The organism is Ruegeria sp. BHSA123 (assembly GCF_059613425.1).
In genome coordinates this window covers 19148-32709 of record NZ_JBXWSL010000034.1, presented here as the reverse complement: position 1 = coordinate 32709, position 13562 = coordinate 19148, and the positions used below count along the sequence as shown (strand labels likewise).

Sequence of the window (13562 nt, the reverse complement as noted above, 5' to 3'; positions counted from 1 at the left end):
CAGACGCGCCATCTGTGCGTCGGTCAGCCAGAAAGGATTGCTCATGTCACCGCTCTGTTTTCAGAGCCGTGAAACACGCAGCGCTCGGGAAATCAATGCATCCTGACCCTAAGAAACTACGCATTCCTTGTGATGACGCCTTGAAAGGTAGCGAAGTCCGCCCTGGCGCTGCGATCATTCATTCGTCGAATCGTCATTCCGGCTTGGGAAGTGACCTGCCCCGAGGCTCCCTCATTTATAACGAGAGTCTGCGGGTCTGATTTTCATATTCCTCTTCGTCGTTTTGGGTAAGCGCGTCGGTCGCGGAGCCATCAAATTGCTCAAGCGTTCGACGCGCTTCTACGGGTGTTTGGTTGCCGAGCGATGAGTGCGCCCTAACGTTGTTGTAGTCGTATCGCCAGAGCGCTAGCTTTCACCGTGCATCAGGTTGCAAGGCTCCACTGTCGCTAGCCTACCTAAGTCCAAAAGGTGGATATTTGGGTGGATAAGTTAAGCCCGATGCATGATTTATTCATTATAATCATAAAATTAGGAGATTTTTATGGTGCCGGGGGCGGAATCGGAAAAATACGGTAAACATCTGAAATTAAACGCGAAAGTCATATCTAATTGCCTTCAATACCCCACAAAATACCCCCAGTGGAATTCTCATATTATTTCAAGTATTTGATTTATTTATGTGATTCCGCGTTTTGGAATCGCACCAATCATCCCTCAGTGTCTATTTTTGTCCAATTCACTGCAGGCTAGTCCAATCGCTCACCGTCGTCCAGCAAGCCCCAACCTCTTCAGAAATGCACCCATTAGTGTGGCAAAGGCGGTGCGACTAATCGTACTGCTGCAACGCCACGGTAAAAACGCCTATGATTCCACGGTAGTACCGCTAAGGTGGCAGCGGCACACTGATTATTCGCGTAAGAGGTATTTTAGAAAGGTGTTTTTGATTTGAAACATAAGACGATTGATTTGGCGTCCGAAGTCAAACGCGCTGTTCTGCCTGACGGGCTACATGGCTTCCTCTTTCCCATGTACGAAGCGATTTGGAATGCAATTCATTCCATCGAAGAGCGTTTTGGAGATGAATTGGAGGAAAAAGGACGTATTGACGTAACCTTTGATGCACTTACGCGAGAGGTTCGCGTTGTGGATAACGGGAATGGATTTGATGAAGTCAATCTGTCAGCATTTCTTACCCCGTTGACTGGGAACAAGTATGAACGAGGGGGGAAAGGATTTGGCCGGTTCATGGCGTTCAAGGTGTATAGCCGTATCTTCTATTCGTCAGGGCAAAAACAAGCCGACGGGATACTGACAAAGGGGTGTTACCGATACGATCCTTTTTCGGACGACGACAACTTGATCACGGTCACGGAATCCAAAGGCGCAGGTGCGCACCAGCATGATACGGGCGTAACAGTGCTTATGAAGTCGCCCAAAGCCGACTTTGAGGATTACTTTGTTTTTGAAGGCAAAGATCGAAAGCACAGTCACACCGCCGAAGACATCGTATCCGCTGTGCTGGACCACTTCCTTATCGAGTTTATACAACGAAAAGTCCCCAAGCACTTTATATTGAGAATCGAAGGTGCTGACTTCAACCTTTACAAGTATTTCCATGAATCATTGGCGGTTGGCGGTAAGCGTATCGAAAACCTTAAAATTGGGACTGAAACCGTCGATTTCACCTTTGACTACTTCAAGGTTGGCGAAGAGCACGCTAAGAAGCATCGGCTATATTTTTACGCTAACAATCGCGCCGCGAGTGAACTTGAAAACATCTCATCGGGACTGAATGCCAAGCCCTTCGTGGAAAAGAAAGGGGACGACGAAGAGCGGTACTACTACCTCGTGGCTGTTTCCAGCGACTTCTTCAAATCGTCGCAATCGCGGGATCGGATCATCAACCTGCATGGTAAAGTTGAACACAATAAGAAAAAGAAGACGGTCAAAGAGCATCTGATAGCCTTCGCCAAAGCCCACATTTTAGAGCTTGAAAAATCGTACACCTCCGGTCGTCGAGCTAAAATGAAGGAACAGGTTGACCACCTTATTGCAATTGACCCGCTTTTAAGGCGTGGTTTGGCGGGCAAGAGTACCGAAGAGTTTGTCAAAAAGCGGGGGATTACTGAGACGCGCGAGCAACTTGCACAAGACTTGTTTGTAGAGCGTTTCCGGCAAAAATTTGACTTCACGAAACTGGGTGAAGACACCAGTATCGAGGACCTTGTGCATGTGGTACGAAACAAAATACCTGAGGATGCCAAGGAGGCGCTGGCTGTGTACGTTGCCTACCGCAATCACGTGATCAAAGTTTTCAGGGAAATGTTGAACAGAAATGAAGACGGTCTTGCGACGGAAGATAAAGTCCATCAGTTGATTTACCCCCGCTACAAGGACAGCGAGCAGATAGACTATTCCTCACATAATCTTTGGTTGATTGACGACGACTTGGCCTATGCCAGATACATTTCCAGCGACCGAACACCGGAAGGTACCGCGCGAAAGAAGGGCCAATTTGCCCACGACTTACTTATCAACAATGAAAATGAATTGATGGTGGTCGAAATGAAACGCCCTCAAAAGAAAGACTACGATAGCTCAAAGGAAGCCGACACCAAGAATCCGGTGGATCAACTAAAAAACCAAATCATGGATATCCGTGAACGCGGCAAGATCATTGATTCAGGCGGCCGAGAAAGGATCATTGAAGAAACATCAATGGTTCGCGGCTACATCTTGGCTGATTGGAACACTAAACTTGAGCGATATCTGAAAATTGAAGACTTCATTCTCACCAACTTCGGTGGCCAAATGGCCTACCGCTACTATAAAGAGCTGAATCTCATAATTGAGGTGTTAGCTTTCGACAGGTTGGTTGATCGTGCAAGTAATCGGAATGAAGCCTTTGTGAAGATACTGGATAGCCAGTCGAGCTACGATCTAAAGCCAAAAGGCACGCTTTCAGCAGCTGAGTAAAGCTGGCAAATCGTTTTCCTTGAACCATGGGCCGTGTGGAAGTCGAACTTACTAAAACAGCACAGAGATTTTTGCATATGCAGTGAACAAAACACTGAACCCAAAGTGACCAATGCCGCCCGACGCTTGAGGGGTGAGAGCACGGTCAAACCAGTCATTGCTAAACGACAAAGCTTGGTGAAACTCTGAGTGAAGACGATGCAATTCCATGTCCCGCTCTTCTGTATTCACTAACAGTTTAAAGTAACAAACAAGTCTAGAAAGAATATGCCCGACCAACTGCTACTAGATTTCAGCCAGGCCCTTGAGTTTCCAAACGAAGACTTAGATGTCGAATTCAAGCGATCCCTTCCGCTGAACGAAAACGTCGGTAAAGCGAAACTTGCGAAGGAAATCTGTGCGCTGGCCAATCATGGAGGTGGATGGATCGTTTTAGGACGCGAAGACGACGGATCGTATCCCGACTCACTTCCTGACGAAATTACTGGTGTCGACCAAGATCAAATTAACCAAATCGCGGCAACCTACCTGCAACCAGCCCCACACTGTACTGTCAGCATGCAACAACCAAATGGAATAGACTTTGCAGTTCCAATCATCAGGGTTCCATCGTGTGGTACCTCACCGGTTTGCGGAAGAAAAAACGGCCCGAACGACGAACGCGGACGAACGCAAGGTGTTGCAAGAGGTGTCCATTACATTCGCAAGGCTGGGCCTGTTTCTGCACCCATTGAGGCACCGGATGAATGGCAGGACGTGATCAGACGCTGCGTACTGGCCGACAAGATGTCATTGCTTGGCGCTTTATCCACGATGATCGAACAACCTCGACATATGTCGGAAAGTGAAGAGCAAAGCGTTTTTGACGCAGACTTTGAACACGCGCTTGATCGGTGGAAGGACGAGGCTCAGGATCATCCGTATGAGATTGATCTCACGAATTGCTTTATCGCATATGGCTTCCAACTAGTTGACGCCAATCCGGTCTCAATCGATCAACTAAATGAGTGCTTGCGAAATCGTCCGCAAGACACGCGCGGCGCCCATACCTTTTTCGAAAACGACTTCAATTCGCCATATCGCCCCTTTGTAAGAGAAGTTGCGGATCAGGACGGGCTCGAAGTTCATGTGAATACCTCGGACTTCGATCATCGGGCACTTTGGCGACTAAGCGAATGCTTGAGTGGAACAGAAGTCATTTCATATTGGGAAGACACGGAATGGATCAAGCGCGCCGTCGAGAACAGGTCGTCACTCGTGTGGGAGAGAGGTCAGCACATCTGGATTGCGCAGCAAATCTCCTATGCAAACAGCTTTCTCGCGACCGTGAAACACATTGCTGACTATTTCAACTTCACTGGGGACATCCGAGTTCGCGTGCTGTTCAGTGGTCTAAGTGGGCGAAATCTCAAGTCCACTAACATCCGGGTGCACTACAGTATGGACTACCGGGCTCATCAGAACACCAAGAAAATCGACATTGTTCTGAAAGCAGCGGACTTGGCTGCTGAGACCCGCAGTTCGGCCATCGCGTCTATCATTCAACCGATGAACAAACTAACCCAAGGACCCGCTGTCACCGCAGAAAGCGTTGTTCATAGTCTCGAGGCAAATTGATGTCTTTGGCGTTCTGTGGTGCAGAAAGGCCTTCCCTAATGCGGCTTTAGAATTCGGAGCGAAGCTAATCGCCGCTATTTGGGCTGCTGTCATCAACCCAGATACCAGTAAAAATCGCCTCGCCCCAAAACCAGAGGAATGGAAAGTATAGTTTCGTATCTGAGCGTCCGTTCAGTGTTGCGCCCTCTACCGTCAAGGGATGCAATCTTTAGCTGAAACGTTATCTGTGCCTTCAAGTTATACTGCGCATAAGCTAACTGCTGTTGTGATGATGGATGAAGCCGAGACTTTTGATGGCCGAGCAATACGATTTTGGAAACCTATCACCTATCGAATTTGAAGCTCTCGTAGCTGATCTTATGAGCGCGGAATGCGGCGTAAGGTTTGAAACATTTTCGGAAGGCGCGGATGGTGGAATAGATGCACGTCATAGCAGCGCGGCAGGCGATGTAATTCTTCAGGCCAAACATTATAGAAACAGCACATGGGCTGACTTGAAGACCTCAGCAAAAAAAGAGTCTCCAAAAATTCATAAGCTTAAGCCGAGCAAGTACTACTTCCTAACATCGCAAAAGTTGACACCTGCTAGAAAAGAGACCCTCGAAACTCTGCTAAATCACCCTTCTGTGGCAGCGTCAAAAATTCTCGGCCGAGCTGAAATTAATGCTCTACTGAGAAGGCACGGTGAAGTCGAAAAGCGCAACATCAAACTCTGGCTTTCAAGCGCGGCAGTGCTTCAGAGACTACTAACTAATGACATAGCCGTTTTTACTGAAGCAACTAAAGAAGGCATTGAGCGGATACTGAAGGTTTTTGTTGCCAATCCAAGCTTGCCCAAGGCCGCCGACATCCTAAAAAGACAACACTGCTTAATAATCTCAGGTCCGCCCGGCGTAGGCAAGACGACGTTGGCGCAAGTGTTGGCTGCCGAATACTGCGAAGACGACTGGGAGCTTGTCGCGATAAGTAGCATTGAAGAAGGTTTTGAAGCCTTTCACCCCAAAAACAGGCAGGTTTTTATCTTCGACGACTTCCTCGGAAAAATCAAACTCGATGTAAAATCACTGGCCAAAGATGACGCAAAGATCACTGAATTTATGCGGCTCGTCTCGGGTAGGAGTACAAAACGGTTCATCCTAACTACACGCAAGTACATTTTTGAAACCGCGCGAACTGCATCTGAAGCACTCGATGATGAGCAAGTAGAACTAACTGAAATGATTCTTGATCTCGATATTTACACTAGAGAGATCAAAGCTAGAATTTTATATAATCACCTATACCATTCTGGACTTGAGGAAAGCGCTATTGCGGCGCTCTTGGTGGGGGATCACGTTGCTCGCATAGTTGACCATCCGCACTACATGCCACGCATCGTGCAATGGATGACGGACCATATTCGATTTAGAGATACCGCACCTGAAGACTACCCACGTTCGTTTCTGAAGGCCCTTGATAACCCTGAAAAGGTTTGGGAAAAACCCTTTAGGCAACACATCAGTCAGGAGGCGCGTGTATTGCTCTACTGCATGTATTTTTCGAGACATGAGGGCTTCCCTAACAGAGGTATCATCGCGGAGAAGTTGCGAAGGTTTTTCGAAAGGGCGTTAGTTGCTTTTAATATCAAGAGCGACAGCAGCATTTCTGAAAATAGATTTGAAGATGCACTTCGTGAAATCAAATCTTCGTTCATTGTGCTCCAAGGTGGGAAGGTCAATTTCATTAATCCGTCGGTGCAGGACTTTTTGGCCAGGCAAGTGAAAGATGCGAAAATTATGGAGCGGCTGGCCCGATCAGTTAATACTCTCGAAAATGCAGAAGACTTGTGGAAAGCAGCTTCTGAGTTTTTCGATAGAAATCCTTCCAAGTTATCTGAAACAGCAGCTGTTATCCTTTCTCAGATACAGTCTGGAGAAGTGGGTGGCCGACAAGCTCTAGAAGACTTGGGTCCGTTTATTGGTGACCTCATTCTCAAGTCTCAGCAGACCGACTTCATCGGTTTTTTGCGTAAGGGTGGACTATCGACCAACTATTGGATCAATGAGGTGGATCTACCTAATCTCATAGATGACCTGATGTTTGGGAAGTACAGTGAATTGCAGAGTGCACGCGCTTTCGGGAGGCTGCTTCGGCTTCAACTCTATAGGTACCTGTCAAATAGAGGGTACGTCTTGGAAATAGAAGAATTGGGCAGACTTGCTGACAATCTCGCCATGTACAGAGATGACCTGCCGGAATGCTTGCAAGAACAGTTTGAAGAGGCGGTTACCGAGAGTGTCGAAAGCTTGGAGATTTCCGGCATATCAGGCCACGAGGATCGAGAGGCAGCAATTGGCTCTTGGTTGGAAGAGATGGACAAAATTGAGCATTATCTAGGGCGACCCATCGGTGGCTGGAAGCGCCAAGAACTTGAAGAGGACATGTGGAATATACAGCAACTGCATGATCAGCAGATGCAGGAATTCAAAGACGGTGGCGGCTTGCGGCGTTCTTCTCAAAGCGTAGATTCTGCGTCGGGCTCTGATATCCACTCCAGTCGTTTGGAAAGGGCTGTAGGTGGATTTTCCGACGCAGACTTGGGCGATATGTTTTCATCATTAAAGAAATGATTTTAAGACTTCGGGTATTAAACGTTTATGGCACAGTCTTTGAAATCTGGCGCTGGCTTAGGGCACCTATTATGGTTTGCAACGCAGCATCCGGTGTCTCCTCAAGATAGCCGGTCTGAGGTAATTCCTCTGGGTTGTAAGGGATCCCCTCTTCGACTTTGCAAAGCCCACTTTCTGCACACAGCAGCCGCACTTGACTATCGCTGTAATGTCCGTTCTGGGCTCGCCTTTTTATATCGGTTTCTATCCAAACAACGCCCCACGTCCTCAACCAAAACCTAGCGTTCTCTGATAGTCGTTGCCAGGCATGTTCCACTCCGCGTAGCGGCGTTCACGTTGCCTCAACAGGTGTAGGATCGATGCAGTGATTTCAATTGAAAAAACGAAGTAAGAAAAAGGTACAGATTGAATGGACGATGAGCAAATCTTGACGACCGAAAAGGTAAGCCTTTGTGCAGCATGCGCTAGGCACCCTGAAGTACGAGACTTGGTTCTGAGTGATCTAGGGGAAGGAGTCTGCGGCGTTTGTGGAGGAACTGAAAGAGGTGTTTTCAATCCAAAAAGATTTGCGCTGTTAAGGAATTTGATAAGGGCGTTGATACGCCTTCACTTCGATGAAAAAGACTACAATCATCATTGGGGCGGTTCTTCGATTGATCATATCCTTCTCGGTGAAGAAAACCCGATCCTAGAAGTGGCAAAATCCACGGAGTTCAACGACGAATTCATTCATCGGGTAACATGGGAAGGGGAAATCTATCCTGATCCAGACAAAGGAATCTGTTTGTTCGCGGGCCACGACGAAAGCGGTCTACGCTACCATCAATTTTCGATTCCGAAGACTACTAACAAAGACTTACGAGGTGTTGAGCGACGTCTAAAGCTTGAAAACTTTCACGCGGTTGAAGCAGCCATGGAGGAGTTGGTCGACGAGATCGAAGGTGAAGTGGCGTCTACTGTTCAGGCGGGGACTCTTTGGTATCGAGGTAGGATTGGCGTTGAGGATATGACCGTTCAATATGAATGGGACAGCGTTACTCGGGTCGCCAAACCTTACACGGGCACGGACATTGGTGCTTTACCTCCCACGCTAGCGTCAGCGGGTCGCACGAATCGCGAAGGGGTCTCTGTTTTGTACCTCGCTTCTGAAATCGATACCGCGGTAGCTGAAATAAGACCGCACCCGAGTCATCTAGTCTCCATCGGAGGATTTCGAGCGTCTCAAGATCTCCGAGTTGCCCGCTTTGATCTCCCAATTGGTCATTTCGCCGGCTCGGACACCCGACTTGAGCTTTACGCGCTGATTTATCACATCGATTCTTTGCTGAGCGCTCAGATTATACCTGAAGAGCGGCACCTTTACTCGGCGACTCAGCTCCTTTCTGACGTGCTAATTCGGCGTGGATTTGATGGTGTTATTTACCGAAGCTCTGTTGGGAAGGGCGAGAACTTTTGCTGTTTCAATCCACATAACTTTGAGTTTGACGAAAGCAGTTCGACCGTCAGAAGAATAGACAGCTTACTATATAACTCCTCTGACGTCCCAACTGGAATACAGCCATAATTTGTCTCCGCTTGGGGGAGTACTGTGAGGCTATATGCGCATGAACTGCGGTACCCGCGAACCCGCTAGTGCAAACGCCTCCAACCTGTGAGCTTGATCTTCCCCAATTGGTCTGTCTCATCTTCCAAAGTTGAAGACACGACTTCTATTTTGTAACGAAGATCTCCTGCTTGGGAGGAAATCCTGAAAAAGTCACCCTCAGTAGCTCCAAATGCCTTAAAGAACTTTGTCATGTGCGTAATTCGATACTCATCACGCGTACCATTCGGGTCATGAAATTTGTTGTTATAAAACACATACCTGAACGACCAGTCCCCACCAACCTCGTCTACGCAGCTAAGCCAAGCATCCGGATTTTTTACGGACGGGTCTAACTTGGGAAGAAATGCAATCAGTTCCTTTTCTCCCTTAGGAACGTGAATACCCGCCTGATGGGCTCCTGACTCCCCAGTGTCATTTGCTGTCAATTGTTTGGTGAATGTTTTTTCAGTCATTTGTTCTGTCCGGTGTAATTTCCAGCGCGCGCTTCAGGTCTAATTCGTCTCGTGTTGCTATCGGTATAGCTTCATTCCCCAGTTCCCTCTTCCACCTGGAGCGATCCAACATCACAGCTTCAACTGTGTCCTCATAGTATAACCGGTAAACTGTCACTGGCTCGGTTTGCCCTCGTCTATGTGCTCTGGCACTTGCCTGAGCTTCTAAGGCGGGATTCCAAACTTGCGTATAATGTATAACTACAGTTGCAGCAGTGATGTTTAAGCCTGCGCCGGCAGCTTTCGGATTCAGAATGAGGCAAGCAGGGCCATCGTGAGCAGTGTAGTCGTCAACAATAATCTGACGATCCTCTTGCGGTGTTGAACCATTAATTGCGGACCAGAACACTTCGGATGCGGGTTGGAGAGCTTGCCTGATCAGGTCTCCACACCGGTTGTAAGAAGCGAAAACCAAAACCTTGCGACCGTTGGAGAACGCCTCCTGTATCAGTGCGACAGTTCGCTCTAACTTCGGTGTGACAAGAGCTTCGGAACTGCCCCAGTCGATCTGTGCATTTTCCTCGTATAGCTCTTCAAATGACGTTTGCGAACGCAACCAGGGATGAGCACAAAACATCTGAAGCTGACCTGTGGCAACAAGAGCGCCGGCAGACGGATATTTTTCAAGTGTCTCGGACCTGATACGTTCATACTCGGCAGCAAGTGAATTACCTAATTCTATCGGAAGATCAATGTCCACGCGCTCAGGCAAGTCGCCTGCAACGTCGCCTACAAGTCTTCTCAGTATTATTGGTTCAGTGATTTTTTTCAGCTCCTTCGCTGAGGCCACCCCATCCGGAAATTCCACTTCAAATTCTGACTGTGTCCCAAGCAGTCCAGGTATTGCGAAGTCGGCAATCGACCAAAGATCTAAAAGGCTATTTTCAACCGGCGTTCCGGTCATTGGGATACACCGCTTACGCGGAACTGACGCCAGCTCGCTCCTTCGGGCCGATGCCGGATTCTTAAGAGCCTGTGCCTCATCGCAAATCACCCAACCCCACTCAAATGCGCTGATAATTGAGATGTCGTTCACCGCAGTTTCGTAGGTAGTGATCACAACCTGCGCCACCTGAAGATCTCGAAAAATCCCCGCCCGATGAGCCCCCCTGTGGACCATAACGGACAATTCCGGTGCGAATGTATGGATTTCTCTGCGCCAGTTTGCAATGAGGCTCGTTGGGCACACAATTAGAGCCGGCGCGGCCTCTGTAGGCGGGTCGAGCAACAGAAGTGAAATAATTTGTATTGTTTTGCCCAAGCCCATTTCGTCTGCAAGGATCAACCCACCGGTGTGAGAAAGCGTTTCCCACATCCAGGCTACTCCGGCGGCCTGGTATCCAAACAACGTCGCATCTAAGCCCGGGATCGAAGCTTCAATAGGATACGCTCCAGCCTGATCGCGAGCAGGTTTGAGAACATCGTCTTCGAGTTCTACCGAGATGAGATCCTGAGAAAACCGTCGCAAAGCCAGAACTTCAGGGAACGAAAGATCCTCGAGGTCATAACCGGAAAAAAGGCGCTCAATGGTCTCTGCCACGTCAAGAGGTAGGGGCCGAACAACACTTCCTTCAACATACCAATTGTGCTTGAGCGAAGGCGCCAGTCCGGAGACAATTTCTCCTTTCACCTTACGTCGGCCTAGGAGGCTAGCCTTGTAGCTAATGCCCGACTTTTCAATTAGCAAAGTCGGGTCTCCGACACGTTCGGACAAAGTGAACCCGGCCGGAGGATTTTCTTTCAGAGCAAAGAAGTTATTCGGAAACGCTGATACGTCAGTCTTTTTCATTGGCCATCATCTCCGAAACCTCACTTGGGGTCCAGGGAACCGGACGACGTGTGTGCACGACGCGATGACATGTCGGACACAATGGGATCAGGTCCGATACCGGATCGTAAGTGCTTGGCTTATCCAAGCTCGCCAGTGGCTGAAGGTGGTGCACTTCGATGACCTCACCTGCCTCGCCGTAGGTTTCTCGCGGATCCATGCCACATATTCCGCAACGATGCCCATGAAGACGAATTGCCAGAAGACGGTTTCTTGGATTGCGCTCTCTTCGTTTGACGGTATTCAGAGATACTGCACCTTCGAAGATTTCGGCGTCGCCGTGCTCAATGCCTGCGGGCACCTCATCATATCCAATTAGTTCGGCTACCGCGGCCAAAATTGGCACAACAATTTCTTCACAGGTTCGGGAGATCTCCGCATCGTCAACGACGGAGTTTATTCCTCGTCTCTCAGCAGTAATTGAAAAGCTGACATCGTCAATCGCCCAGTTCTCTGAGGTCATCCCCTCCGGAAAATAAAGGTCAATTTCTGATCCGATACTGTTCGTCAGGCTAAATGCAAGTTTTTTGGCTTCATTATCCGCTTGATTCATCTGCAAAACAACTGCTTCAGATGAAGATCCGAAGCCCAGCACAACGCGGTGCCGGCGCAAGCCAGAGGGTCCCAATGACACAACTGGCCCATTACGCCGGCCCAGGTCCGTAAACCAGATCTGGAGAGATGTCTGAAGTCCTGACTTGTCGGACTTGAGGCTGATTTCAGCACCTGTCCCGGCGGCCAGAGTTCTTCGGACGAGTTCTGCTTTGTCTTTAAACATCTAGTTCTGATTGCGCGTCGCCTAATTCGTGATCCGCAGGCAATGACACTTCTCGTAGCAACCGCTTCAGATTAAGTGCAACTTCTTCGCGAAAGTCTTCGAAAACAGCTTCAAGCTCCGGGTTTTTGTGATCCAGCTCAGCCGTGGCCAGAGCCCACAACAGCAAGTCCATACCTTCAACGGAGTAGCCGGAGTCTTTAGCTCTGAGATAAATCTTCTGATAAAAGTCGTGGAACTTATTGATCCTGACCGAGACGACATGGTCTTTGTCCGTTGAACTTCTCAGTGCCGGCTCCCACAACCCGCCAGAGTGCATATCCTCTACTGCTTCAATGTAGACGCTCTCCGCGTTTACATCGTTCTGAACCGGAGCTTTCAACTTGATTGTCGGGCCAAACGTGTTGGATACGACTGCGGTACCGCCTTCAACATTTGCAGAAACCACTGATGGTTTTTTAACATTGGGGGTTTTCTGAACACTCTTGTTTGAACTGGAGTGGTCGATCCCGCGTTTTGCAGTAGCCGCCTTTGAAATCCTGCGGTTTCTGGCATCGGCTTCTCTTCTGACCGGAGTGATCAGTGATTTGACCCGTGTCTCAAGAGCAGGATCAAGCAAAATACGAGACTTTTTCACATCTACTCTGAACGCTTCATCGAGCGCATGGGAGAAGTCGAGTTCTACCCGAAGCAAAGACATGTGTGGCTCCATCGCGCTCCAGCCATGAATTCCAAGCCACCCGCCGGTTTGTATCAGCCGGTTTTCTCTGAAGACGTAAAAACCCTGACCTTTGTTAGAATGCCGGATTTTTCTTTTTTGCTCGTCGGTGCAATCGCTGCTGTGGGGTAGAATCCAGGCTTTCAGTATTGCTGTTTCAACGGAGCCATCTTCCAGAATGCACTCCAGTTTTTGCTGCTTTGGCCCAAGAACCTGCTCTGACCCTTCAGGATAAAACGGGTTCCATCCTTCGAGGTTGTCACCATTTACAAAGATCGACACATTCGGAACCGTTGCATCGTCGGGATCCAGAAAACGATGGTGAACCAGCGACAGATGAGAAGCGAGATTTTCTGTTACACGCTTCACCGCGGCCTTCTCTTTCGCTCCCCCCGGTTCTTCGTAGTTTCTTTGCAGCAGTCGATCGCAATTCGACCAAATCACCAGCGTACCAGTATCGCCGCAATATTCTTCAAAAGCTTCATGCTCGTCCGCGGTAATGTCTTCCTTTAACATATCCCAGGAGTTCACTTCAGAAACATGGAGAAGATCCCAGGTCAGCTTCGCCAGCTCGTCTGCAGGATTGCGCCTCGATATAACTGTAAACCGCAAGCAGACCGAGCTTGACGCTGTCTTCAGGCCCAGCCCGAATTTTCCGAGGCTAGCGAGGTTCGGTCGTGCTTTCGCACCATAACGCATAGCATCATAAAGCTCTTCGAAGTTCATACCATCGCCATCATCCCCGAAGTAAACGAACTTCCTGCCTTCAGGAGTGAGCACCACTTCGATGTTAATGTTCGAAGCGTGCGCTGCGATCGAGTTATCCACGATGTCGGCCGCAGCGGTATTGAAATCATAGCCCGTGTCTCGCAGGCCGTGTATCAGGCGAGGAGCATCAGGTGGGTTTGTCAGATCTATCATCTGTTATTCTAACCTGTCGGA

Annotated in this window: 8 protein-coding genes and 1 pseudogene; 4 read left to right on the top strand and 5 right to left on the bottom strand. The window is 48.8% G+C overall.

Annotation, left to right across the window (positions count from 1 at the left end; translation table 11 throughout):
* Positions 1-235: 235 nt before the first annotated feature.
* A pseudogene (locus AC2FNC_RS14960) lies at positions 236-412 on the bottom strand (integrase core domain-containing protein); the annotation flags it as partial.
* Between the two features lie 533 nt (positions 413-945).
* Here AC2FNC_RS14960 and AC2FNC_RS14955 point away from each other — a divergent pair.
* From AC2FNC_RS14955 to AC2FNC_RS14940, 4 genes are all read left to right on the top strand, one after another.
* Positions 946-2976 (top strand): ATP-binding protein, encoded by a 2031-nt coding sequence (locus AC2FNC_RS14955; protein WP_496715752.1) that lies wholly within the window; start codon positions 946-948, stop codon positions 2974-2976.
* A 267-nt stretch (positions 2977-3243) separates the two neighbouring features.
* Complete coding sequence (locus tag AC2FNC_RS14950; RefSeq protein ID WP_496715750.1) at positions 3244-4593, top strand: AlbA family DNA-binding domain-containing protein; 1350 nt, start codon at positions 3244-3246, stop codon at positions 4591-4593.
* A 293-nt stretch (positions 4594-4886) separates the two neighbouring features.
* On the top strand, positions 4887-7202 hold the full coding sequence (locus tag AC2FNC_RS14945; protein ID WP_496715749.1) for an nSTAND3 domain-containing NTPase: 2316 nt from the start codon (positions 4887-4889) through the stop codon (positions 7200-7202).
* Positions 7203-7611: 409 nt separating this feature from the next.
* Positions 7612-8766, top strand: a complete 1155-nt coding sequence (locus AC2FNC_RS14940; RefSeq protein ID WP_496715747.1) for an RES family NAD+ phosphorylase — start codon at positions 7612-7614, stop codon at positions 8764-8766.
* A 65-nt stretch (positions 8767-8831) separates the two neighbouring features.
* Here AC2FNC_RS14940 and AC2FNC_RS14935 read toward each other — a convergent pair whose 3' ends face one another.
* The 4 genes from AC2FNC_RS14935 to AC2FNC_RS14920 are packed head-to-tail and all read right to left on the bottom strand — an operon-like array spanning position 8832 to position 13541.
* Complete coding sequence (locus AC2FNC_RS14935) at positions 8832-9260, bottom strand: EcoRII N-terminal effector-binding domain-containing protein (RefSeq protein WP_496715746.1); 429 nt, start codon at positions 9258-9260, stop codon at positions 8832-8834.
* Positions 9253-11088 carry a DEAD/DEAH box helicase gene (locus AC2FNC_RS14930; protein ID WP_496715745.1) on the bottom strand — a complete coding sequence of 612 codons (1836 nt, stop codon included), beginning with the start codon at positions 11086-11088 and terminating at the stop codon, positions 9253-9255. Before AC2FNC_RS14930 ends, AC2FNC_RS14935 begins: the two co-directional genes overlap by 8 nt.
* On the bottom strand, positions 11075-11905 hold the full coding sequence (locus AC2FNC_RS14925) for an HNH endonuclease (RefSeq protein ID WP_496715744.1): 831 nt from the start codon (positions 11903-11905) through the stop codon (positions 11075-11077). The genes AC2FNC_RS14930 and AC2FNC_RS14925 overlap by 14 nt, the downstream gene beginning before the upstream one ends.
* Positions 11898-13541: an ATP-binding protein gene (locus tag AC2FNC_RS14920; protein ID WP_496715743.1), complete on the bottom strand. Its 1644-nt coding sequence runs from the start codon at positions 13539-13541 to the stop codon at positions 11898-11900. The genes AC2FNC_RS14925 and AC2FNC_RS14920 overlap by 8 nt, the downstream gene beginning before the upstream one ends.
* Between the last annotated feature and the right edge of the window lie 21 nt (positions 13542-13562).